The organism is Azospira sp. I09 (assembly GCF_009177135.1).
In the GTDB taxonomy this organism is placed as follows: Bacteria; Pseudomonadota; Gammaproteobacteria; order Burkholderiales; family Rhodocyclaceae; genus Azospira; species Azospira oryzae.
Genome location: NZ_AP021844.1, coordinates 2,374,817 through 2,397,962 on the forward strand (window position 1 = coordinate 2,374,817; position 23,146 = coordinate 2,397,962).

Here is a 23,146-nt window from a genome sequence, read left to right on the forward strand (position 1 = left end):
CTACTCGCCCCAGCCCAGGGTGTCCTTGGCCTTGGGGCTCATCAGGGCCGGCGACCAGGGCGGCTCCCACACCAGTTGCAGGTCCAGGTCGTAGGGTTCCGGCACCAGGGGCTCCAGGGCCGCCCGGGCCTCGTCCATGACCAGGTCGCCCATGGGGCAGGCCGGGCTGGTCATGGTCAGGCGCACCACGACGCCGTTGTCGCCGATATCGATGCCGTAGACCAGGCCCAGGTCCACGATATTCACCCCGACCTCCGGATCCACCACCTGGCGCAGGACGGTGCGCAGGGCTTCTTCAGTCGGCAGGGACATGGTCATTCTCCTAGGTAGGCGGCTTTGACGCGGGGGTTGTCGAGCAGGGTGCCGGCCGCATCGGTGAGGGTGATGTCACCGGACTCCATGACGTAGCCGCGGCGGCTCACCTGCAGGGCCAGGCGGGCGTTCTGCTCCACCAGCAGGATGGTCATGCCCTGGCTGGCCACCTCTTGTACCACCTCGAAAACCTTTTGCACCATGATCGGTGCTAAACCCATGGAAGGTTCGTCCAGCAACAGCAGCCTGGGCCGACTCATCAGGGCCCGGCCCATGGCCAGCATCTGCTGCTCGCCGCCGGAGAGGGTGCCGGCCAGCTGGCCATGGCGTTCCTTGAGGCGGGGCAGGAGGGCGAAGATGCGTTCCAGGTCGTCGGCGATCTCGGCCTTGTCATGGCGGCAGTAGGCGCCCATTTCCAGGTTCTCGGTCACCGTCAGGCGGGCGAAGACGCCCCGTCCTTCGGGCACCAGGGCGATGCCCTGGCCCACCAGCTCGTGGGGTGCCAGGGCCGAGATTTCGCGCCCCTGGTAACGCACGCTGCCGCCGGCGGCATCGAGCTGTCGGGCCAGGGCTTTCAGGGTGGAGGTCTTGCCGGCGCCGTTGGCGCCGATGAGGGCCACGGTTTCGCCCGGGTCCACATGGAAGGTGATGCCCTTGACGGCCTGGATGCCACCGTAGGCGATACGCAGACCTTCGACGATGAGCAGAGGTTCAGCCATGGGCCACCTCGCTGCCGGCGGGTTGGGCTTCGGCGCCCAGATAAGCGGTAATCACGCGGGGATCCTTCTGCACCACGGCGGGCACGTCCTCACAAATCTTTTCGCCGTAATCGAGCACGGCCACCCGGTCGCACAGGCCCATCACCAGCTTCACGTCGTGCTCGATCAGCAGCACGGTGATGCCGTCCTTGCGGATGCCTTCGATGAGGGTGCGCAGTTCGCCGGTTTCCGAGGCGTTCATGCCGGCAGCGGGTTCGTCCAGGGCCAGCAGCCTGGGCTCGGTGGCCAGGGCCCGGGCGATTTCCAGGCGGCGCTGGTCGCCGTAGGAGAGATGCTTGGCCAGGTCGTGGGCCCGGTCGGCGATGCCCACGTAGTGCAGCAGTTCCTCGGCCCGGCGCTGGATGGCCGCCTCCTCCGCCCGGGTGCCCGGGGTGCGGAAGATGGCGCCGAAGACGCCGGCCCGAGTACGCTGGTGGCGGCCCACCATGACATTCTCCAGGGCCGTCATGTGGGCGAAGAGGCGGATGTTCTGGAAGGTGCGGGCAATGCCCCGGGCCGCCACCTTGTGGGGGGCCGAGGTGTCCAGCTCCGCTCCGGCGAAGACGATGCGCCCGCCGTTGGGCACATAGAGGCCGGTGAGGCAGTTGAAGAAGGTGGTCTTGCCGGCGCCGTTGGGACCGATCAGGCCGTAGATCTCCCCTTCCCGGATGGTCAGGGAGACGCCGCGCAGGGCCTTGACCCCGCCGAAGTGCTTGGCCACGTCGCTGGCCTCGAGGAGGATGGGACGCTCGCTCATCACTTGCTCCCTCCCTGCAGTTCCCGTTTGCGCGTGGCCGAGGGCCACAGGCCGGCGGGGCGGTAGAGCATGACGGCGATCAGGGCCAGGCCGAAGAGCAGCATGCGCAGGCTTTCCGGGTCCACCACCACCTTGCCGAAGGCGTACTTCTGCAGGGGCACGGCGGCATGGCGGAAGGCTTCGGGCAGGATGGTGAGGAGGATGCCGCCGAGGATGACGCCGGGAATGTGGCCCATGCCCCCCAGCACCACCATGCACAGCACCATGATGGATTCCATGAGGCCGAAGGACTCGGGGCTGACGAAGCCCTGGAAGCTGGCGAAGAGGCCGCCGGCGACGCCGCCGAAGGTGGCGCCCATGGAGAAGGCCAGCAGCTTGATGTTGCGCACATTGATGCCGCAGGCCTTGGCGGCGATCTCGTCTTCCCGGATGGCGACCCAGGCGCGGCCGATGCGGGAATCCTCCAGGCGGATGGTGACGAAAATGATGACCAGGGCCAGCAGCAGGAACAGGTAGTAGTAGGCGTGCAGGGAAGGCACCGTGACACCCAGCACCGAGAGGGGCTTGGCCAGGGTGACGCCGCCGACGTGGAAGGGGTCGATGCTGGAAATGCCCTGGGGCCCGTTGGTGATGTTCACCGGCGCATTCAGGTTGTTCATGAAAATGCGGATGATCTCGCCGAAGCCCAGGGTGACGATGGCCAGGTAGTCACCCCGCAGGCGCAGGGTCGGCGCCCCCAGCAGGGCCCCGGCACCGCCCGCCACCACGGCCCCCAGGGGCAGGATGGCCCACACCGGCCAGTGCAGGCCGAAATGGGGGCTGGCCAGGAGGGCGTAGAGATAGGCGCCGACGGCATAGAAGGCGATGTAGCCCAGGTCCAGGAGGCCGGCAAAGCCGACCACGATGTTCAGCCCCAGGGCCAGCATGATGTAGAGCATGGCGAAGTTGAGGATACGCAGCCAGGCATTGCCCAGGCCGGCGCCGACGAGGAACGGCAGCACCGCCAGGACGATGCCGATGGCGGCGTAGCCGGCCCAGAGGACGCGGCGGTCGTGCTTGAGGTCGTTCCAGCTCATGCCCGTTCCGCCACTTTCTCGCCCACCAGGCCGGAGGGACGGAAGACCAGCACCAGGATCAGGACGAAGAAGGCGAACACATCCTGGTAATGGGAACCGAGGAAGCCCCCGGTGATGTCGCCGATGTAGCCGGCCCCCAGGGATTCGATGAGACCTAGGAGGATGCCGCCGATCATGGCCCCGGCCAGGTTGCCGATGCCGCCCAGCACCGCGGCGGTGAAGGCCTTGAGACCGAGAATGAAGCCCATGTAGTAGTGGGCGATGGAGTAGTTGGCGCTGACCATGAGCCCGGCCACGGCGGCCAGGGCCGAGCCGATGACGAAGGTGAGGGAGATGATGTGGTTCACATTCACCCCCATCAGCTGGGCGATGGCCGGATTCTCGGCGGTGGCGCGCATGGCGCGGCCCAGGCGGGTGCGGTTGATGAGCAGCAGCAGGCCGGCCATCATGCCGGCGGCCACCAGGACGATGATCACCTGCAGGTCGGTGAAGGTGGCGCCCAGCACTTCGTGGGCCTCGGCCGGCAACACGGCGGGGAAGGAATGGTAGCTGCGGCCCCAGACCATCATGGCCAGGTTCTGCAGCACGATGGAGACGCCGATGGCGGTGATCAGGGGGGCCAGCCGGGGCGCCTTGCGCAGGGGCCGGTAGGCGATCTTCTCGATGCCGTAGCCGATGGCCATGCACACCGGGGCGGCGGCCATGAGGCCGATCAGGGCGATGACCGGGCCCGGCAGGCCGGAGCCGGCCAGCAGCTTGACCACGGTAAGGGCGGTGAGGGCACCGATCATGACCACTTCGCCATGGGCGAAGTTGATGAGGCCCAGGATGCCGTACACCATGGTGTAGCCGAGGGCCACCAGGGCGTAGATACTGCCGAGCACCAGGCCGTTGATGATTTGTTGCAGAAAAATGTCCATGGAATTCCTGTGCGGACATGCAAACGGCGCCATAGGGCGCCGTTTGCAATGGGGAGGTTGGCTAGGAGCGGCTTACTTCTTCTCGCCAGCCGCAGCGGCAGGAGCGGAGGCGGGAGCCGCGGCGGCCGGTGCAGCCGCTGCCGGCGCTTCGGCAGGAGCCGCTGCCGGCGCCGCCTCGGGAGTGCCGCCCAGGGTTTCCACGTACTCGATCTTGCCGCCCTTGTACTCGTAGAAGGAAATGGCGCCGTCCTTCAGGTCGCCGAACTCGTCGAAGCCGATCTTGGCGGTGACGCCCTGGAAGCTGGTCTTGCCGATCTCCGGCAGGTACTTGGCCGGCTCCACGGAATTGGCCCGCTTCATGGCATCCACCAGGACCATGGTGGCGTCGTACACGTAGGGCGCGTAGAGCTGGATCTCGCTCTTGAACTTGGCGACGAACTTGTCCTTGAAGGCGGTGCCGCCGGGCATCTTGTCCAGGGGCACGCCGGGCAGGGAGCAGTACTGGCCTTCGGCAGCGGCGCCGGCCAAGGTGATGAAGTTGGGCGTGCAGCCGCCGTCGCCGGTGAGGAACTTGGCCTTCAGCCCCAGTTCCTTCATCTGCTTGGCCATGGGGCCGCCCTGGGGATCCATGCCGCCGTAGAAGATCAGGTCCGGCTTCTTCGACTTGATCTTGGTCAGGATGGCCTTGAAGTCGGTGGCCTTGTCATTGGTGTACTCGCTGGCCACCACCTTGAGGCCGGCTGCTTCGGCAGCCTTCTTGAACTCGTCAGCCAGGCCCTGGCCGTAGGCGGTGCGGTCATCGACGATGGCCACACTCTTGGCGGCCAGGGTCGTGGCAGCAAACTGAGCCAGGGCCTTACCCTGTTGCACGTCGTTGGCCATGACGCGGAAGGCGGTGGCAAAGCCCTGCTTGGTGTAGGTGGGGTTGGTGGCGGAGCCGGAAATCTGGGGAATGCCGGCATCGAAATAAATCTTGGAGGCCGGGATGGTGGTGCCGGAGTTGAGGTGGCCGATGACGCCGTTAACCTTGGCGTCGACGAACTTCTGGGCCACGGTGGTGCCCTGCTTGGGGTCGGCCTGGTCATCGTCGGAAATGAGCTCGAACTTGACCTTGGCACCGCCGATCTCCAGGCCCTTGGCGTTCAGTTCCTCGATGGCCAGGGTGGCGCCGTATTCGTTGTCCTTGCCGATGTGGGCCTGGGGGCCGGTGAGGGGAGAGGCATGGCCGATCTTGACGGTGATCTCGGGCTTGGCGGCAGGAGCTGCAGCCGGGGCGGCCTGGGGTGCGGGTTCTTCCTTGTTGCCGCAACCGATCAGGGAAATGGCGGCGGCCAGGGCCAGGATGGTGCCGGGAATGCTGTTCATGCGCATAACGGAAACTCCTCTCGGGCTTATAACGGATTACGGTGTCGGGGAAGAAAGATACAGCGAATGATTCTCAGGGCGCCCCCCGCCCTTGTCAATATGCAGGATACAAGGTCGGCGCGGGCCTCCGGACGGATTCCGGACAATAAAAAAGCCAACCCGGAGGTTGGCTTTTCGTAAGCGAGACCTTAACGGCTCACTTCAGGCTCAGGACCCAGTGAGCCAGCTTCTTGGCTTCATCCGGGGTCACGTTGTTGGGGGGCATGGGCACGGTGCCCCAGGAGCCGCTGCCACCCTTCTGGATCTTCTCGGCCAGCTTGCCTTCGGCAGCCTTGTCGCCGGCGTACTTCTTGGCCACGTCCTTGTAGGCGGGGCCCACCACCTTGGTGGCGATCTGGTGACAGGTCATGCAGTTCTTGGCCTTGGCCAGGGCTTCGTCAGCCTGGGCAGCGCCGTTGATCAGGAGGCCAGCGGCGGCCAGCAGGGACACGTAAATCGCTTTCATGCTCTCGCTCCGTAGTGAGAATGGTGAATATGCTGTGTAGCGCGGGGATGTTAATGCACTTTCAACGGTTTGGCCAACATGCCAAGCAGGGCTTCCAGGCCGTCGATGGGTGGCAAGCAAGTAACGCCGGCACAGACCCAGGCGTTGACACGTTCCGTCTCCGGTTTGCGCAAGGGGGCCGGCCGTTCGTCCCCGCCCGTAGGGGCCACGGCGAGCAGCCAGGGCGCCGGCAGGCGGCCGATTTCGTCCTGCCAGCGGGCCAGCTCCGCGGCCGGTCCCTGCAGCACGGCCAGGGCCGGGGGGCTCAGCTCGTCACTGAGAACGTTGAGCAGGCCCGGGTGGGCGCCGGGATGCTGGCGCAGCTCGGGCAGGAACAGGGCCAGGGCGCGGCGGGCGGCGGCGGCATAGCGGGGCTCGCCGCTAAGCAGGGCCAGGCGCCCCAGGGCAAAGGCGGCAACGCCGTTGCCCGACGGCGTTGCATGGTCCTCCACCGGCTTGGTGCGGTGGATCAGGGCCTCATGGTCGTGGGCGGTGAAGAAGAAGCCGCCTTCCTCCCGATCCTCGAAGTGCTGCAGCAGGGCGTCGGCCAGGGCCACGGCGCAGCGGTAGTCGGCATCGCGCCAGCCGGCCTGGAGCAACTCCAGCATGGCCACCAGGAGGAAGGCATGGTCGTCCAGATAGGCCGGCAGGCGGGCCCGGCCATCCTTCCAGGTCGCCAACAGGCGCCCCTCACGCCACAGGTCCTGCTGCAGGAAATCGGCCGCCCGGCAGGCCAGGCCCAGCCATTCGGGCCGGCCGAAGGCCCGGGCGGCCCGGGCCAGCCCCTTGATGGCCAGGGCGTTGCAGCCGGTCAGCACCTTGTCGTCCCGCCCCGGGCGGATGCGCTCGTTGCGGGCCGCCAGCAGGGTGTGCCGGGCCCCTTCCAGCTGTTGGCGAGCCTCGCCGGGCGTCAGGCGCAGGCGTTCGGCCACCTGCTCCAGGGGCTGCACCTGGCGCAGGTGCCATTCGGCATCCTCGAAATTGGGCGGACCATCCAGGCCCCAGTGGATGGAAGCCACATCCCATTGCTGGGGCGGCAGCAGGGCATGGACCTCCCGGGCGGTCCATAGGTAGAAGCGGCCTTCCTCGCCCTCGCTGTCCGCATCCAGGGCGGCGGCGAAGGCCCCGCCGGGCAGCGCCATTTCATGCTGCAGCCAGGCGACGATGCCCTCGGCCGCCTGGCGGAACACCTGCTTGCGGCTCAGGGCCCAGGCTTCGGCGTAGAGGTGAAGCAGCTGGGCGTTGTCGTAGAGCATCTTCTCGAAGTGGGGAATGCTCCACTGGGCATCAACGCTGTAACGATAGAAGCCGCCGCCCAGGTGGTCGTGGATGCCGCCCTCGGCCATCCGTTCCAGGGTGGTCAGGGCCATGTCCCGGGCGTGGGGATCGCCGGTGGCGGCATGGCGGCGCAGGAGGAAGTCCAGGGCGGCAGGCCGGGGAAATTTGGGGGCGCCGCCAAAGCCGCCACGGCGCCGGTCGTAGTTGGCGTCCAGCTCCGCCACGGCCTGGGCCAGGGGGTCCGCATTGAACAGGGGCTCGCCCCGCACCGCCCGGGGCAGGGTGCTGCCGAAGGCCTCGCGCATGGTGCGGCCCTGCTCGGCAATCTCGTCCTGCTTCTCGGCAAAGGCCCGGGCCACGCTGTGCAGCACTTCGACAAAGGCCGGCAGGCCGTGGCGGGGTTCCCGCGGGAAATAGGTGCCGCCGAAGAAGGGCATGGCGTCCGGCGTCAGGAACATGGTCAGGGGCCAGCCGCCGGGGCGGCCGACCAGCATCTGGTGGGCGGTCTGGTAGACCTGGTCCAGGTCGGGGCGCTCCTCCCGGTCCACCTTGATGTTGATGAAGAGGCGGTTCATCTCCGCCGCCACGGTTGCATCGGCGAAGCACTCATGGGCCATAACATGGCACCAGTGGCAGGCCGAGTAGCCGATGGAGAGCAGGATCGGCCGGTTTTCCGCCCGGGCCCGGGCCAGCGCCTCCTCGCCCCAGGGATACCAGTCCACCGGGTTGTCGGCGTGCTGCAGCAGGTAGGGGGAGGTTTCTGCGGCGAGGCGGTTGGGCATGACGGGCAGTCGGCTAGAGAGGTTGTGTCTGGGACAGCATCCGGGGCGGGGGGTTCAGGCCTCGGCGCTTTTCGCCAGGGCATCCACCAGGGCGACGGCGAAGCCGGACAGGCTGGCCCGGTTGCGGACGCAGATCTGCAGGTCGCGCCGGGCCCACGGCTCGGACAGTTCCAGCACCGTGGGCGGCCGTTCCCGGTCGGCGAAGACCAGGGCCGAACGGGGCACCAGGCCGATGCCGACGCCGGCTCCCACCATGCGCAGCACGGCGCCGAAACTGCGCACCTGGATGCGCACGTTGAGGTGGCGTCCCTGGGCCGCCGCCGCATTCATGGTGAAGGTGTGGATGGCGCTGCCGGCGTGGAGCATGACGAAAGGGTAGTCCAGCACGGCGCCAAAACCCAGCCCGGCAGGCTCGTCGCGACGGGCTTCCAGGGGATGGCCGGCGGGCACCACCAGCACCAGGCGGTCCTGGCGGTAGGGCAGCAGTTCCACCCCGGAGCTTTCCACATGGCCCGCCACCACCCCCACTTCCACTTCGCCGCCGGCCACGGCCAGGGCGATATGGGGGCTGGTGTGCTCCTCCAGGGTGACGCTGACCTGGGGGTGGTCCCGCAGGAAACCGGCCAGGTCCATGGGCAGGAAGGTGTGGGTGGCGTGGGTATTGGCCCACAGGCTGACGTGGCCGCGGATGCCCTGGGCGTAGGGCGCCAGGTCGGCATGCATCTGCTCCAGCTGGGCAAACACTTCCCGGGCGTGGCGCAGCAGGGATTCGCCGGCCCGGGTCAGGGCCACGCCCCGGGCCTGGCGGGTAAGCAGGGGCGTGCCCAGGGCGTCCTCCAGCTGACGGATGCGGTGGCTGGCGGAGGAGGGCGCCAGATGGGCCTTCTCGGCACCCCGGGTGAGGTTGCGCTCCTCCGCCACGGCCAGGAACAGTTTCAGGTCGACAAGATCGTAGCGCATGGAAGGTTTCGGCTTTGACGAAGGCTTGCTTGGGAGTTTACCAATTGTTCCAGCTTTGGCGGGGGCTGAAAATCCAAACACTTCGTCTTGCCCGAATCGAACTCCATGCCCTGGAAACACTGGAACTCCGACCGCATCGGCGTCGCCCTGGCCGTCCTGGCGGCGTTCGGCTTCTCCTTCAAGGCCATTTTCGTCAAGCTGGCCTATGCGGCCGCCCCGGTGGATGCCGTCACCCTGCTCTCCCTGCGCATGGTCTTTTCCCTGCCCGCCTTCCTCTGGATCGGCTTCACCGCCGGCAACGCCGCCCCCCTGACGCGACGCGACTGGGGCACCCTGGTGGTGCTCGGCGTCCTCGGCTACTACGCCTCCAGCATGCTCGACTTCCTCGGTCTGCAGTACATCTCGGCCGGTCTGGAACGGCTGATCCTGTTCACCTATCCGACCCTAACCGTGCTCATCGGCGTGCTGTTCATGGGCCAGTCCCTGGAGAAGCGCCAGGTGGGCGCCCTGCTGCTGTCCTACGCCGGCATCGGCCTGGCCTTCGCCCACGACCTGCAACTGGGCGGCGACGTGGCCACCCTGCTCACCGGTGCCGCCTTCGTCTTCGGCTCGGCCCTCACCTACGCCATCTACAGCGCCGGCGCCGAACCGGCCATCCGCCGCCTCGGCTCGGCCCGCTTCGCCGCCCTGGCCATGCTGGTGTCCACCACCGCCACCCAGCTGCACTTCTTCGCCACCCAGCCCCTCTCCGCCCTGGTGCAACCTCTGCCCATCTATCTCTACGGCGCCGCCATGGCCCTTTTCTCCACGGTGCTGCCCATCCTCTGGCAATCCGCAGCCATCCGCCGCATCGGTGCCGCCCGGTCGGTGCTGATCGGCACCCTGGGACCCGTCCTCACCATCTTCTTCAGCTGGTGGCTGCTGCAGGAGCCCGTCTCCGCCGCCCAGCTGGCCGGCGCCGGCCTGGTCCTGGCCGGCGTCCTGCTGGTCAGCCGCAGCAAGCGCAAGCCCGCCTAGGCCTGGCCTAGGGGAAACTCCTCTGGTCAGACGGGCCGCCTTGTGCTGCAATCGGCGCTGTGCCCCTGCGGCCCAACCCACCCCTGCAAGGAGATGCCCATGCGCAAGACCCTGACCCTGGCAGCCGCTGCCGTCATTGGTTCCGCCCTCTGTGCCGCCCCGGTGCTGGCCCAGGAATCCCCCACCCTGAAGAAGATCAAGGACACCGGCTCCATCACCCTGGGCCATCGGGAATCCTCCATCCCCTTTTCCTACTATGACGACAAGCAGCAGGTCATCGGCTATTCCCACGAAATGATGTTGAAGGCGGTGGACGCCATCAAGGCCGAACTGAAGCTGGCCAAGCTGGACGTCAAGCTGATGCCGGTCACCTCGGCCAACCGCATCACCCTGTTGCAGAACGGCACGGTGGACATGGAGTGCGGCTCCACCACCAACAACCTGGAACGGCAGAAGCAGGTCGGCTTCTCCACCAGCATCTTCGTCATCGGCACCCGCCTCATGGCAAAGAAGGACGCCGGCGTGAAGGACTTCCCCGACCTCGCCGGCAAGAACGTGGTAACCACCGCCGGCACCACTTCCGAACGCCTCATCCGCAAGATGAACGAGGAAAAGCAGATGAAGATGAACATCATCTCGGCCAAGGACCACGGCGAATCCTTCCTCACCCTGGAAAGCGGCCGCGCCGTCGCCTTCATGATGGACGACGCCCTGCTCTACGGCGAAATGGCCAAGGCCAAGCGTCCGGGCGACTGGGTCGTGGTCGGCACCGCCCAGTCCAAGGAAGCCTACGGCTGCATGCTGCGCAAGGACGACGCCGGCTTCAAGAAGGTGGTGGATGCGGCCCTGACCAAGGCCATGACCTCCGGCGAGGCGGAGAAGATCTACAACAAGTGGTTCATGAACCCCATTCCGCCCAAGGGGCTCAACCTCAACATGCCGCTCTCCGACGACATGAAGGCCCTCTACAAGGCTCCCAACGACAAGGCCTACGAGTAAGCCGGGTCTGATCGGCAAGGCGGAAGGGCGATGCCCCTCCGCCTCCTTCTCCCTCTTCCCGTCGGGGTTCCATCATGAACTACAACTGGAACTGGTCGGTCTTCCTCACCCTCGTCCCCTCGGGGGAAACGACCTACCTGGGCTGGCTGTTCACCGGCCTGCAATGGACCGTCGCCCTGTCCCTTTCCGCCTGGGTCATCGCCCTCGTGGTGGGGTCCGTCGTCGGCGTCCTGCGTACCGTGCCCAACCGCTGGCTGTCCGGCTTCGCCGCGGTGTACGTCGAGTGTTTCCGCAACGTGCCTCTCCTGGTGCAGCTGTTCTCCTGGTATTTCGTCCTGCCCGAACTGCTGCCCCCGGCCCTGGGCAACGCCTACAAGCAATCCGACCCGCTGCTGCAGCAGTTTCTCGCCGCCATGCTCTGCCTGGGCCTGTTCACTGCCGCCCGCGTCGCCGAGCAGGTGCGTGCCGGCATCGAATCCCTGCCCCGGGGCCAGAAGAACGCCGGCCTGGCCATGGGCTTCACCCTGGCCCAGGTGTATCGCCACGTGCTGCTGCCCATGGCCTTCCGCATCATCGTGCCGCCCCTGACCTCCGAATTCCTCAACATCTTCAAGAACTCGGCCGTGGCCACCACCATCGGCCTCATCGAACTGTCGCGCCAGGCCCAGCAACTGGTGGACTACACGGCCCAGCCCTACGAAGCCTTCATCGCCGTGACCCTGCTCTACGTCTGCATCAACGTCACCGTGATGTTCCTCATGCGCCGCCTGGAAGAAAAAGTCCGGGTCCCAGGCTTTATCGGAGGCAAGTGAGCCATGTACGAATTTGACTGGAGTTCCATTCCCGGCGCCCTGCCCCTGCTCGGCAAGGGTCTGCTGGTAACCCTGGAAGTGACCCTCACCGCCATCGTCGTCGGCATCGGCTGGGGCACCCTGCTCGCGGTGGCCCGGCTGTCCAGCAACAGACTGCTGTCCTTCCTTGCCGCCGGCTACGTGAACCTGTTCCGCTCGGTACCCCTGGTGATGGTCATCCTGTGGTTCTACCTGATCGTGCCCCAGGCCCTGAAGGGCCTCTTCGGCCAGGATATCGGCGATATCCGCCTGGTCTCCGCCCTGGTGGCCTTCGCCCTGTTCGAGGCCGCCTACTATTCGGAAATCATCCGGGCCGGCATCCAGAGCGTGCCCAAGGGGCAGGTCGCCGCCGGTCTGGCCCTGGGCCTGACGCCGGGCCAGACCATGCGCCTGGTGGTGCTGCCCCAGGCCTTCCGCAACATGATTCCGTTGCTCCTGACCCAGGCCATCATCCTCTTCCAGGACACCTCCCTGGTTTACGTGATCGGCCTCTCGGACTTCTTCGGCACCGCCTACAAGGTCGGCGACCGGGACGGCAGACTGGTGGAACTGCTGCTCTTCGCCGGCGCCGCCTACTTTGTCATCTGCTTCACCGTCTCCCGCCTGGTGAAGCACCTGCAAGCGAGGTTCATCAAATGATCGAGATCAAGAACGTTTCCAAGTGGTACGGCCAGTTCCAGGTGCTGACCGATTGCACCACCGAGGTGAAGAAGGGCGAGGTGGTGGTGGTCTGCGGCCCCTCGGGTTCGGGCAAGTCCACCCTGATCAAGTGCGTCAATGGACTGGAACCCTTCCAGCAGGGCGACATTGTGGTGAATGGCACTTCCGTCGGCGACCCCAGGACCAACCTCTCCAAGCTGCGTTCCCACGTCGGCATGGTGTTCCAGCACTTCGAGCTGTTTCCCCACATGACCATCACCGACAACCTGACCATCGCCCAGGTCAAGGTGCTGGGCCGCAGCAGGGAGGAGGCCACGGACAAGGGCCTCAAGCTGCTTGACCGGGTGGGCCTCAAGGCCCATGCGCACAAGCATCCGGGCCAGCTTTCCGGCGGCCAGCAGCAGCGGGTGGCTATCGCCCGGGCCCTGGCCATGGACCCCATCTGCATGCTCTTCGACGAACCCACCTCGGCACTGGACCCGGAAATGATCAACGAGGTGCTGGATGTGATGGTGGAACTGGCCCAGGAAGGCATGACCATGATGTGTGTCACCCACGAAATGGGTTTTGCCCGCAAGGTGGCCCACCGGGTGATCTTCATGGACCAGGGCCGCATCGTCGAGGATGCGGCCAAGGACGACTTTTTCGGCAAGCCCCACTCGGAGCGAGCCCAGCAGTTCCTGGCCAAGATTCTGCAGCACTAGGCTGTCGCAACGGCCAGGCCGCGCGCCCGTCCGCACCAAACAAAAACGCCCGCTGCAGCAGCGGGCGTTTTCATTGCCGGATGGCCCCGGCGGGGCCGGAGAGAAGCTCAGACCGTGGCGCTGGCCTTCTTCAGCACGGCGTAAATCTCGTCCTTCAGCGCCAGCTTTTCCTTCTTCAGGGCTTCGATTTGCTCCGGGGAGCCGGATTCGATGCGGGACTCCATGTTTTTGACCTTCTGGTCGATCTCGTTGTGCTTCTGGAAGAGATTCTGGAAGTGGCGGTCGCTGGTCTTGAGTTGGGAAATCAGGTCGCGGTATTCAGGAAACATGATGACGCTCCACACTGGGTTGTTATGTAAATCGACAGTTCCATTGTACGAGCCTCGCCGCCAGAACAAAACCTCCATGGCCGTCTCCGCGCCGGCAAAGAAAAACCCCGGCCGCCACGGCGCGGGGGTTGCCCCTGACCTTTGCACAGCACCCCCGAGGGGTACGCCGCCAGCGACCGGCTCAGCGGTTGCCGAGCCCCAGACGCTGCCAGATCTCACTGGTCAGGCCGGACTGGTTCATGGAATAGAAATGCAGCCCCGGGGCGCCGCCGGCCAGCAGCTTCTGGCACAGCTCGGTGACCACATCCAGGCCGAAGGCCTTGATGGAATCGGCATCGTCGCCGAAGCCTTCGAACTTCTTGCGCATCCAGCGTGGGATTTCGGCGCCGCAGGCATCGGAGAAGCGGGCCAGCTTGGCAAAGCTGGCAATGGGCATGATCCCCGGGACGATGGGGATGGTCACCCCGGCGGCCCGCACCGCATCCACGAAATGGAAGTAGGCGTCGGCGTTGTAGAAGTACTGGGTGATGGCGGAATTGGCACCCGCATTGACCTTGCGCACGAAAGCCTGCAGGTCGTCGTCGGCGCTGCGGGCCTGGGGATGCCATTCCGGATAGGCGGCCACTTCGATATGGAAGTGATCGTCGGTCTCGGCCCGGATGAACTCCACCAGCTCGTTGGCGTAGCGGAATTCGCCCGGGTCGGCCATGCCGGAGGGCAGGTCGCCGCGCAGGGCCACCACGCGACGGATGCCCTCGGCCTGGAACTCGGCCAGGATGCCGCGGATGGACTCCCGGGAGGAGCCGATGCAGGACAGGTGGGGCGCCGCATCCAGGCCGGCGGCGACGATTTCGCGCACGGTGGAGAAGGTACGCTCCCGGGTGGAACCGCCGGCACCGTAGGTGACAGAGAAGAAGGCCGGCTTCAGGGCCGCCAGCTTGTCCCGCACCAGGCGCAGCTTCTCCACGCCTTCCGCCGTCTGGGGCGGAAAGAATTCGATACTGAACGTCTTGTCGTTCATGGCGTCTGCCTTTCCTCCAGCAACTGCAGCCGGGTACCGGGCGGCAATTCCTGGGAAGCTTTGGTGATGAGGCCGACGGGTCCCCGGACCCAGCCCTGACTGATCAGGTCCCGGGCCAGGGCGCGGGAGGCGGCCAGACCCTGTTCCACCAGCAGCACGTCGGCGCGCACGCCCTTGCGGACGTGGGGCACCGCCTCCTGGCGCACCTTGGGTGGCGGACGGGAACTGCGGCTATGGAACGAGTTCATGGACATGGCGGGTCCCGACCCATCGTCTGCAGGCCGCCTCCGGCAAGGGAGACGGCCCGGCTACGGCTTAGTAGCGGTAGTGGTCGGCCTTGTAGGGGCCTTGCACGGGCACGCCGATGTAGTCGGCCTGCTGCTGGGTGAGGGTGGTCAGCTGCACGTTGAGGGTCTTCAGCTGCAGGCGGGCCACCTTCTCGTCCAGGTGCTTGGGCAGGGTGTAGACACCCACCGGGTAATCGGCAGTCTTGGTGAACAGCTCGATCTGGGCGATGGTCTGGTTGGCGAAGGAGGAGCTCATCACGTAGCTGGGGTGGCCGGTGGCACAACCCAGGTTCACCAGGCGGCCCTTGGCCAGCAGGATGATGCGCTTGCCGTCGGGGAAGATGACGTGATCGACCTGGGGCTTGATCTCTTCCCACTGGTACTTTTCCAGGGAAGCGACGTCGATTTCGTTGTCGAAGTGGCCGATGTTGCAGACGATGGCGTTGTTCTTCATCTTCACCATGTGGTCATGGGTGATGACGTGGAAGTTGCCGGTGGTGGTGACGAAGATGTCGGCCTTGTCGGCAGCGTATTCCATGGTGACGACGCGGTAGCCTTCCATGGCGGCCTGCAGGGCGCAGATCGGGTCGATCTCGGTGACCCAGACCTGGGCGGAGAGGGCGCGCAGGGCCTGGGCGGAACCCTTGCCCACGTCGCCGTAGCCGCAGACCACGGCGATCTTGCCGGCCACCATGACGTCGGTGGCGCGCTTGATGCCGTCCACCAGGGATTCGCGGCAACCGTAGAGGTTGTCGAACTTGGACTTGGTGACGGAATCGTTCACGTTGATGGCGGGGAACTTGAGGTCGCCGCGGGCGTGCATCTGGTACAGGCGGTGCACGCCGGTGGTGGTCTCTTCGGTAACGCCCCTGATCTTTTCCAGACGCACGGAGTACCAGGTGGGGTCCTGGGCCAGCTTGGCCTTGATGGCGGCGAAGAGGATGGTCTCTTCTTCGGAACCGGGCTTGGCCAGGACGGAAATGTCCTTCTCGGCCTTGGCGCCCAGATGCAGCAGCAGGGTGGCATCGCCGCCGTCGTCCAGGATCATGTTGGAATAGCCACCGTCGGCCCATTCGAAGATGCGGTGGGTGTAGTCCCAGTACTCGGTCAGGGTCTCGCCCTTGACGGCGAAGACGGGGATGCCGGCAGCGGCGATGGCGGCAGCGGCGTGATCCTGGGTGGAGAAGATGTTGCAGGAAGCCCAGCGCACTTCGGCACCGAGAGCCACCAGGGTCTCGATCAGCACCGCGGTCTGGATGGTCATGTGCAGGGAGCCGGTGATGCGGGCGCCCTTCAGGGGCTGGCTCTTGGCGTACTCCTCGCGGATGGCCATGAGACCGGGCATTTCGGTCTCGGCAATCTTGATTTCCTTGCGGCCCCAGGCGGACAGGCCCAGGTCGGCGATCACGTAATCTTTGAATTCAGCCACAGCAGTGCTCCTTAAGAACTGTGGCCGGGGAGGGGAGGGAGTGCGATAGCAGGGCTCACCTGGCCCCCTGCGCCCGGCAGGGTTGTAAAGGTGAGCGCCGTTGAAACTGGTCTCCCCTGGCGGGGCAGACATCCGAGCCTGGGACCTTGCCGGCCTCGCAGCGCTCCTCGGAAGTGGCGGATTATAGACGGAAATACCGGTCGGGGAAATTCCCCGGCCGGCCCTCCCGCACCGGGCTCAGGCCGCCGCCGTGCTCCAGATTTCGTCCACGTTGCCAATACCCCACTTGGCCGGGTCCTCCCGGCCGGCGATCTTGTCGTGCACGCCGGGACGGGACAGATCCAGCAACTCCGGCGCAATGTGGGCATTGGACTTGGTGGAAAAGAATACCTTGACCCGGGGCGCCAGCAGGGACTTCTCGCTCTGCTCCACCACCACCCCCAGCCGCCCCGATTCGAGGCGGACGAAGGAGCCGATGGGGTAGATACCCAGGCTCTTGACGAAGGCCTGGAAGACCCGCGGATCGAAATGCCCGTCGGCCCACTCGGCCATCTTCTTGATCGATTCGGCCGGGTCCCAGCCGGCCTTATAGGGGCGGTTGGAGGTAATGGCGTCATAGACGTCGCAGACCGCCCCCATCTTGGCCAGCAGGCTGATCTCGTCGCCCTTGAGGCCCTTGGGGTAGCCGCCGCCGTTCATCTTTTCGTGGTGGTGCAGGCAGACGTCCAGTGCCTCCGGCGGCACCCCCTTGCCTTCCAGCAAGACCTTGTGCCCTTCGGCGGGGTGGGTCTTGATGACCGCAAATTCTTCGTCGGTCAGCTTGCCCGGCTTGTTGAGGATTTCGGCCGGGATGAAGGCCTTGCCCATGTCGTGCAGCAGGCCGGACAGGCCCGCCAGACGGGTCTGCTGCTCGTCCAGGCCGAGCTGGCGGGCCAGGGCCACCATCAGGGCGCAGACGGCGACCGAGTGCATGTAGGTGTAATCGTCGGCCGTCTTCAGGCGGGCCAGGCTGATCAGGGCACCGGGATTGCGGGCCACGGAATCGGCGATCTCCTCCACCAGCACCTGGGCCTGCTCCGCATCCACGGCCTTGCCCATGCGGGCCTCCTGGAACATGGACACCACGGCCTTCTTGGCGCTGTTGCAGATTTTCGCCGCCCGCTGCATCTCCACCGCGGTGCTGGTGCGCTCCAGGGAGCGGGTGGCCTGGGCCTCCCGCACCTGTTCCTCGGCCACCAGGGCCTCGGACTCGGTCTCGCTGATGGCCGCCTCGCCGGCTTCCACGTCCAGCCCCTTGCCGGCATCGATCCAGACTTCGGTGATGCAGCTGGCGCGAATGGCGCGGATGTCCTCCGGGTCCTTCAGGACGAAGGAGTTGCGCCAGAACGGATGATCGATCCAGGCGCCACAGAAGGACTTGAGATACATGCCGACACGCAGTTGTTCGACATGGATTTTCTTGAGCATGGGGGACGGGCAGGAGGCGGAAAACCTCCATTTTATGCCCAGGGGAAGGCGAATTGCGGAAATTACCCCCGCCCCTGGGAATCACCCCAGGGGCGGGGACCAAGGCACTAGGGCTGGGCGGCCTTGGCGGCCTCCAGGTTTTCCCGCATGAAACGCTTGTTGATCTTGCCGATGCTGGTACGGGCCAGGGTCTTGACGAAGGAAACCTGCATCAGCACCCCGTAGCGGGAGACCCCCAGGGTTTCCGCCAGGTGGGCGGCATGGTTGCGGATGGCGTGCTCGGTGACCTGGCCTTCCATTTCCGGCTTCAGTACCACCAGGGCCAGGGGCCGCTCGCCCCACTTCTCGTCCTTGACCCCGATCACCGCCACCTCGTGCACCGCCGGGTGCTGGCCGATGATGTCTTCCAGCTGCAGGGAGGAGGTCCACTCGCCACCGGTCTTGATCACGTCCTTGATGCGGTCGGTGATCTGGATGGAGCCGTTGGCGTCGATGTTGCCGATGTCGGCGGTGTGCAGGTAGCCCCCACCCCACAGCTCTTCGGCCGCCGCCGGATCCTTCAGGTAGTCCTGGGTCAGCCAGGGGGAGCGCACCACCAGTTCGCCGACGGCCTGGCCGTCGTGGGGCTGGGGCCGCATTTCCGGATCGACGATGCGCAGGTCCACCAGGGGCAGGGGCAGGCCGGTACGGGCGCGCAGGGCAGCCTGCTCGGCCAGGGGGGCCTGCAGCTTGGCCGTGGGCAGGTGGGCCACGGACAGGATGGGACAGGTCTCCGACATGCCATAGCCGGTGAAGACGTCGATCCCCTTTTCCAGGGCCGCCACCGCCATGGCCTGGGGCAGGGCGGAGCCGCCGATCATAACCTTCCAGCCGGACAGGTCCGTCTCCCTGGCCAGGGCATGGTTGAGCAGCATGTGCAGGATGGTGGGCACGCAGTGGGAGAAGGTGACCCGCTCCCGGGCCTTCAATCGCAACAGCACCTCGGGCTGGTAACGTCCCGGGTAGACCTGCTTCAGGCCCAGCATGGTGGCCACGTAGGGCAGGCCCCAGGCATGCACGTGGAACATGGGGGTGATGGGCATGTACACATCGTCCCGGTGCAGGCGGCCCTGTACCGGCGAGGTACCGAGGCCGGTGGCCGCGCCCATGGTGTGCATCACCAGTTGCCGGTGGCTGAAATAGACCCCCTTGGGCAGGCCCGTGGTGCCGGTGGTGTAGAAGGTGGTGGCCTTGGCGTTCTCGTCGAAGTCGGGGAAGTCGTAATCGGTGGCGGCAGCGGCCAGCAGCTCTTCGTACTCCCCGGCGAAGGAGACGGGGGCCTGCATCTTCTCCGGATTCTCATGGTCGCCGTGGATCAGGACGAAGGTCTTGACGCTCTCCAGGCGCTCCGCCATGGCCTGCAGCAAAGGAAAGAACTCGCTGTTCACCAGCACCACGTCGGCCCGGGCATGGTTCAGGGTGTACAGCATCTGCTCCGCCGTCAGGCGCACATTCACCGTCTGCAGCACGGCGCCCATCATGGGCACGGCGAAGAAGCATTCCAGATAGCGGTGGCTGTCCCAGTCCATCATGGCCACCGTATGGCCGGGCTCCACCCCCAGGGCCGCCAGGGCGTTGGCCAGGCGGCCGATGCGCTGCTGCAGGGTGCGGTAGGTGTAGCGGACGCTGTCCCGGTAGACGATTTCCTGGTCCGGTGCATGGGCCAGGGGGGTGTGCAGCAGATGCTTGATCAGCAGCGGGTAGGAATAGGCGGACGGAGTGGTCTCGATGAGTTGGACCGGCATGGCGTTCTCCCTCGTTTTTATTTATGTCGGTACGGCTGTGTTCTCAAGGGGGATGTTACAGGAGGGTGACAGGCACCGTAAGGCGCGGCCCGCGCCGCCCCCCGATCTGCAGGCAATAAAAAAGCCCGCCCCCGGCAGGGGACGGGCCTGTGACGACTGCGGCCGGGCTTAGAGGCCGGCGTCGCTCTTCAACAGGGCGGCGCGGTCGGTGGCTTCCCAGGTGAATTCCGGCTCGTCGCGGCCGAAGTGGCCGTAGGCGGCGGTCTTCTCGTAGATGGGACGCAGCAGGTCGAGCATGTTCACGATGCCCTTGGGACGCAGGTCGAAGTGCTTGCGCACCAGGGCGGTCAGGGTCTCGTTGCTCACCTTGCCGGTGCCGAAGGTCTCCACCATGATGGAGGTGGGCTCGGCCACGCCGATGGCGTAGGAGACCTGCACCAGGCACTTGCTGGCCAGGCCGGCGGCGACGATGTTCTTGGCCACGTAACGGCCGGCGTAGGCGGCGGAACGGTCCACCTTGGAGGGGTCCTTGCCGGAGAAGGCGCCGCCGCCGTGGGGCGCGGCACCGCCGTAGGTGTCCACGATGATCTTGCGGCCGGTGAGGCCGCAGTCGCCCTGGGGACCGCCGACGACGAAGCGGCCGGTGGGGTTCACCAGGTACTTGATGTCGCCCTTGATCAGTTCCTTGGGCAGCACCGGCTTGATGATTTCCTCGATGGTGGCTTCCCGGATGGCTTCCAGGCTCATGTCCGGGGCGTGCTGGGTGGACAGCACCACGGTGTCGATGGAGTCGGGCTTGCCGTCCACGTAGCGGATGGTGACCTGGGACTTGGCATCGGGACGCAGCCAGGGCAGGCGGCCGTCCTTGCGCAGCAGGGCCTGGCGTTCCACCAGACGGTGGGAGAGGAAAATCGGCAGAGGCATCAGGGACGGGGTTTCGTCACAGGCGTAGCCGAACATCAGACCCTGGTCGCCGGCGCCCTGGCCCAGGTTGTCGTCGTAGGCCTTGTTCACGCCCTGGGCGATGTCCGGGCTCTGCTTGTCGTAGGCCACCAGCACGGCGCAGCCCTTGTAGTCAATGCCGTATTCGGTGTTGTCGTAGCCGATGCGCTTGATGGTGTCCCGAGCCACCTGGATGTAATCCACGTTGGCATTGGTGGTAATCTCGCCCGCCAGAACCACCAGACCGGTGTTGCAGAGGGTCTCGGCGGCGACGCGGGAATGCTTGTCCTGGGCCAGGATGGCGTCCAGGATGGCATCGGAGATCTGGTCGGCGACCTTGTCGGGATGGCCTTCGGAAACGGATTCCGAGGTAAAGAAGTATTCAGCCATATGTACTGCTCCTAAAGAATTCCCCGTATTACTTGACCGGCGCGACCGGCTCCGGGGGAGAGCAGGCGACGCTTTAGCAGTATTTGTGAACCGCCCTGCAAGTTGTCCTGATTAACTCGGCGGCCGATAATTCTATTTTTTCGCCGGCCCCGGGTCAAACCCGTCGCTCCCGGCAATTTGAGCGCCATCAAAAATACGTTCCGCGAGCCCACCCCTTGAGCCTTCTCTTCCGCCTCCTCGCCTGCCTCCCTCTGGCCTGGCTCCACGCCCTGGGCGCCCTGCTCGGGCGCCTGGTGTACCGCCTGTCCGCCACCTACCGCTCCCACCTGCAGCAGAACCTGGCCCTGGCCTACCCGGCCGACGCCGCCACGGACCTGATCCCGGCCATTGCCCGGGAGGCGGGCAAGGGCGTCCTGGAACTACCCAAGGTCTGGCTGCGCCCCCTGGAGGAAGTGGCGGCCAGGGTGGTGCAGGTGAGCGGCTGGGAGCTGGTGGAGGCGGCCTGGGCGGAGGACGAAGGCATCATCTTCCTCACTCCCCATCTGGGCTGCTTCGAGATCACTGCCCAGTACTATGCCCGGCAGGCGGCCCGGGCCCGGCCGGCGGCCCCCATCACCGTGCTCTTCCGCCCGCCCAAGCTGGAGTGGCTGGGCCGCATCATCGCCGCCGGCCGGGCCCGGGGCGAACACCTGAAGCTGGCCCCGGCCGACCTTTCCGGCGTACGGGCCCTGATCCGGGCACTGAAGCGCAAGGAGGCGGTGGGCCTGTTGCCGGACCAGGCCCCCGGTGCCGGCGAAGGCAAATGGCTGCCCTTCTTCGGCCGCCCCGCCTACACCATGACCCTGGCGGCCCGCCTCTCGGAAGCCGGCGGCCGGGTGATCTTCGCCTACGGCGAGCGCCTGCCCCAGGGCCGCGGCTACCACCTGCACCTGCAGGCGCCGACCCAGCCCCTGACGGGCGACACGGTGGCCCGGGCGGCCCAGATCAACCGGGAACTGGAAACTCTGATCCGCCAGTGCCCGAGCCAGTACCTGTGGGGCTACAACCGCTACAAGCGCCCCCGGGGCGCCGAACCGGCGCCGACAGCAGCGGAGGATTGCCGGTGACCCGTCTCGCCCTGGCCCTGCTCTGGCTCTGCCACTTCCTGCCCCTGCCCCTGCTGCGGGCCCTGGGCGCCGCCTTCGGCTACCTGCTGTACCTGCTCGGCGCCGAACGGCGGCGGGTCACCCACACCAACCTGGCCCTGTGCTTTCCCGAACTTGGCGCAGGGGAACGCCGGCGGCTGGCCCGGCGCCATTTCGTCGCCTTCGGCCAGTCCTTCCTGGACCGGGCCCTGCTCTGGCACGCCTCCCCGGCCCGGCTGCAACGCCTGATCCAGGTGGAAGGCTGGGACAACCTGCCCCGGGACGGCGCCCCCACCCTGGTCCTGACGCCCCATTTCCTCGGCCTGGATGCGGGCTGGAGCGCCCTGACCCGGGACCGTCCCATGCTTTCGGTCTATTCCCAGCAGAAGAACCCCCACTTCAACGCCGCCCTCTACGCCGGCCGCATGCGTTTCAACACCCCCAACCTGCTCTCCCGCCAGGACGGCATGCGCAAGGTGGTGAAGGCCATGGCCGAGGGGCGGCCCTTCTACTACCTGCCGGACATGGACTTCGGCCCCCGGGACGCCATTTTCGTGCCCTTCTTCGGCATCCCCGCCGCCACCATCACCGGCGTCGCCCGCCTCGCCGCCCTGGGCAAGGCCCGGGTGGTGCCCTGCATCGCCGAGATGACGCCCCGCGGCTACCGGGTGCGCCTGCTGCCGGCCTGGGAACATTACCCCAGCGGCGACGTCACAGCCGATACCCGCCGCGTCAATGCCTTCATCGAGTCGGAGGTACGGCGCATCCCGGAGCAGTACTACTGGGTACACAAGCGCTTCAAGACCCGGCCCCCAGGCGAAGCCCGTTTCTACTGAGCAGCACCGCGAAAGACCCGCCATGCCCTCCTCCGCACCGTCCATCCCCCTGATCCGCCCCGTCGCCCGGGAAGAGGTGGGCGCCATCGCCCAACTGGCCCGCACGGTCTGGCAGCTTGCCTACCGGGACATCATCAGCCAGGCCCAGATCGACTACATGCTGGGCCAGCGCTACGGCGCGCCCCGCCTACTGGAAGAGCTGGCCCGCCCCGACATCTGGTGGGACCAGGCCTTCGTCGGCGCCCGCCGCCTCGGCTTCGCCGCCACCCAGGCCACTGCCACCCCGGCCGAATTCAAGCTGGACAAGCTCTACGTCCATCCCGAGGCCCAGCGCCAGGGCATCGGCAGCGCCCTGTTGCAGCACTTGGCCCAACGCTGCCGGGCCCGGGGCGGCAAGCACCTGATCCTGGCGGTGAACAAGAACAACGCCCAGGCCATCGCCGCCTACCGCAAGAACGGCTTCGAAGTACGGGAATCGGTCTGCGTCGAGATCGGCAACGGCTTTGTCATGGATGACTTTATAATGGCCCGGTCCCTCGCTTGAAAGCACGCAG

24 protein-coding genes and 1 riboswitch are annotated in these 23,146 nt (G+C 66.3%); of the genes, 8 read left to right on the top strand and 16 right to left on the bottom strand.

Annotated features, from left to right (window positions below):
• The 9 genes from AZSP09_RS11105 to AZSP09_RS11145 all read right to left on the bottom strand — a co-directional run bounded on the left by AZSP09_RS11105 (position 1) and on the right by AZSP09_RS11145 (position 8,752).
• Positions 1-312 carry a metal-sulfur cluster assembly factor gene (locus tag AZSP09_RS11105; protein WP_014235736.1) on the bottom strand — a complete coding sequence of 104 codons (312 nt, stop codon included), beginning with the start codon at positions 310-312 and terminating at the stop codon, positions 1-3.
• A 2-nt stretch (positions 313-314) separates the two neighbouring features.
• Positions 315-1,031, bottom strand: coding sequence for an ABC transporter ATP-binding protein (locus AZSP09_RS11110; protein WP_014235737.1), 717 nt, complete (start codon positions 1,029-1,031; stop codon positions 315-317).
• Positions 1,024-1,827 carry an ABC transporter ATP-binding protein gene (locus tag AZSP09_RS11115; RefSeq protein ID WP_130459744.1) on the bottom strand — a complete coding sequence of 268 codons (804 nt, stop codon included), beginning with the start codon at positions 1,825-1,827 and terminating at the stop codon, positions 1,024-1,026. Before AZSP09_RS11115 ends, AZSP09_RS11110 begins: the two co-directional genes overlap by 8 nt.
• Entirely contained in the window at positions 1,827-2,903 is a 1,077-nt protein-coding gene (locus AZSP09_RS11120) for an ABC transporter permease subunit (protein WP_014235739.1), read from the bottom strand. The genes AZSP09_RS11115 and AZSP09_RS11120 overlap by 1 nt, the downstream gene beginning before the upstream one ends.
• Positions 2,900-3,823, bottom strand: coding sequence for a branched-chain amino acid ABC transporter permease (locus tag AZSP09_RS11125; protein ID WP_014235740.1), 924 nt, complete (start codon positions 3,821-3,823; stop codon positions 2,900-2,902). The genes AZSP09_RS11120 and AZSP09_RS11125 overlap by 4 nt, the downstream gene beginning before the upstream one ends.
• Positions 3,824-3,895: 72 nt before the next feature.
• On the bottom strand, positions 3,896-5,194 hold the full coding sequence (locus AZSP09_RS11130) for a branched-chain amino acid ABC transporter substrate-binding protein (protein ID WP_152090074.1): 1,299 nt from the start codon (positions 5,192-5,194) through the stop codon (positions 3,896-3,898).
• Between the two features lie 190 nt (positions 5,195-5,384).
• Positions 5,385-5,693 carry a c-type cytochrome gene (locus tag AZSP09_RS11135; protein ID WP_152090075.1) on the bottom strand — a complete coding sequence of 103 codons (309 nt, stop codon included), beginning with the start codon at positions 5,691-5,693 and terminating at the stop codon, positions 5,385-5,387.
• A gap of 50 nt (positions 5,694-5,743) precedes the next feature.
• Entirely contained in the window at positions 5,744-7,792 is a 2,049-nt protein-coding gene (locus AZSP09_RS20615) for a thioredoxin domain-containing protein (RefSeq protein WP_152090076.1), read from the bottom strand.
• Positions 7,793-7,846: 54 nt separating this feature from the next.
• Positions 7,847-8,752, bottom strand: coding sequence for a LysR family transcriptional regulator (locus AZSP09_RS11145; protein WP_014235744.1), 906 nt, complete (start codon positions 8,750-8,752; stop codon positions 7,847-7,849).
• Between the two features lie 105 nt (positions 8,753-8,857).
• Between AZSP09_RS11145 and AZSP09_RS11150 the strand changes: the two genes are divergently transcribed.
• The 5 genes from AZSP09_RS11150 (at position 8,858) to AZSP09_RS11170 (ending at position 12,983) form a co-directional block, all read left to right on the top strand.
• The gene (locus AZSP09_RS11150) at positions 8,858-9,769 is read left to right on the top strand and encodes a DMT family transporter (RefSeq protein ID WP_152090077.1); all 912 of its coding nucleotides are present in this window, start codon (positions 8,858-8,860) and stop codon (positions 9,767-9,769) included.
• Between the two features lie 99 nt (positions 9,770-9,868).
• Positions 9,869-10,768 (top strand): glutamate/aspartate ABC transporter substrate-binding protein, encoded by a 900-nt coding sequence (locus AZSP09_RS11155; protein ID WP_014235746.1) that lies wholly within the window; start codon positions 9,869-9,871, stop codon positions 10,766-10,768.
• 74 nt (positions 10,769-10,842) lie between these two features.
• Positions 10,843-11,580, top strand: coding sequence for an amino acid ABC transporter permease (locus tag AZSP09_RS11160; RefSeq protein ID WP_152090078.1), 738 nt, complete (start codon positions 10,843-10,845; stop codon positions 11,578-11,580).
• Between the two features lie 3 nt (positions 11,581-11,583).
• Positions 11,584-12,258 carry a glutamate/aspartate ABC transporter permease GltK gene (gene gltK, locus AZSP09_RS11165; RefSeq protein ID WP_014235748.1) on the top strand — a complete coding sequence of 225 codons (675 nt, stop codon included), beginning with the start codon at positions 11,584-11,586 and terminating at the stop codon, positions 12,256-12,258.
• Positions 12,255-12,983: an amino acid ABC transporter ATP-binding protein gene (locus AZSP09_RS11170; RefSeq protein WP_014235749.1), complete on the top strand. Its 729-nt coding sequence runs from the start codon at positions 12,255-12,257 to the stop codon at positions 12,981-12,983. Before gltK ends, AZSP09_RS11170 begins: the two co-directional genes overlap by 4 nt.
• Positions 12,984-13,090: 107 nt before the next feature.
• Here the strand turns inward: AZSP09_RS11170 and AZSP09_RS11175 are convergent, their stop codons facing one another.
• The 7 genes from AZSP09_RS11175 to metK all read right to left on the bottom strand — a co-directional run bounded on the left by AZSP09_RS11175 (position 13,091) and on the right by metK (position 20,632).
• Complete coding sequence (locus AZSP09_RS11175) at positions 13,091-13,312, bottom strand: YdcH family protein (protein ID WP_014235750.1); 222 nt, start codon at positions 13,310-13,312, stop codon at positions 13,091-13,093.
• A 181-nt stretch (positions 13,313-13,493) separates the two neighbouring features.
• Entirely contained in the window at positions 13,494-14,333 is an 840-nt protein-coding gene (gene metF / locus AZSP09_RS11180; protein WP_152090079.1) for a methylenetetrahydrofolate reductase [NAD(P)H], read from the bottom strand.
• Positions 14,330-14,587, bottom strand: a complete 258-nt coding sequence (locus tag AZSP09_RS11185) for a S4 domain-containing protein (protein ID WP_014235752.1) — start codon at positions 14,585-14,587, stop codon at positions 14,330-14,332. The genes metF and AZSP09_RS11185 overlap by 4 nt, the downstream gene beginning before the upstream one ends.
• Before the next feature lie 61 nt (positions 14,588-14,648).
• Positions 14,649-16,049, bottom strand: coding sequence for an adenosylhomocysteinase (gene ahcY / locus AZSP09_RS11190; RefSeq protein ID WP_152090080.1), 1,401 nt, complete (start codon positions 16,047-16,049; stop codon positions 14,649-14,651).
• A gap of 85 nt (positions 16,050-16,134) precedes the next feature.
• Positions 16,135-16,224: riboswitch (S-adenosyl-L-homocysteine riboswitch) on the bottom strand.
• A 62-nt stretch (positions 16,225-16,286) separates the two neighbouring features.
• On the bottom strand, positions 16,287-17,516 hold the full coding sequence (locus AZSP09_RS11195) for an HD-GYP domain-containing protein (protein ID WP_152090081.1): 1,230 nt from the start codon (positions 17,514-17,516) through the stop codon (positions 16,287-16,289).
• Positions 17,517-17,623: 107 nt separating this feature from the next.
• Positions 17,624-19,300, bottom strand: coding sequence for a fatty acid--CoA ligase (locus tag AZSP09_RS11200; protein ID WP_152090082.1), 1,677 nt, complete (start codon positions 19,298-19,300; stop codon positions 17,624-17,626).
• 168 nt (positions 19,301-19,468) lie between these two features.
• Positions 19,469-20,632 (bottom strand): methionine adenosyltransferase, encoded by a 1,164-nt coding sequence (gene metK / locus AZSP09_RS11205; RefSeq protein ID WP_014235756.1) that lies wholly within the window; start codon positions 20,630-20,632, stop codon positions 19,469-19,471.
• Positions 20,633-20,847: 215 nt separating this feature from the next.
• Here metK and AZSP09_RS11210 point away from each other — a divergent pair, with 215 nt between their 5' ends.
• From AZSP09_RS11210 to AZSP09_RS11220, 3 genes are read left to right on the top strand one after another with little or no spacing between them, the layout of a single operon-like run.
• Positions 20,848-21,738, top strand: a complete 891-nt coding sequence (locus AZSP09_RS11210; protein ID WP_152090083.1) for a lysophospholipid acyltransferase family protein — start codon at positions 20,848-20,850, stop codon at positions 21,736-21,738.
• Positions 21,735-22,592 carry an LpxL/LpxP family acyltransferase gene (locus AZSP09_RS11215; RefSeq protein WP_152090084.1) on the top strand — a complete coding sequence of 286 codons (858 nt, stop codon included), beginning with the start codon at positions 21,735-21,737 and terminating at the stop codon, positions 22,590-22,592. Before AZSP09_RS11210 ends, AZSP09_RS11215 begins: the two co-directional genes overlap by 4 nt.
• Before the next feature lie 22 nt (positions 22,593-22,614).
• Entirely contained in the window at positions 22,615-23,136 is a 522-nt protein-coding gene (locus AZSP09_RS11220; protein WP_152090085.1) for a GNAT family N-acetyltransferase, read from the top strand.
• The last annotated feature ends 10 nt before the right edge of the window (positions 23,137-23,146 follow it).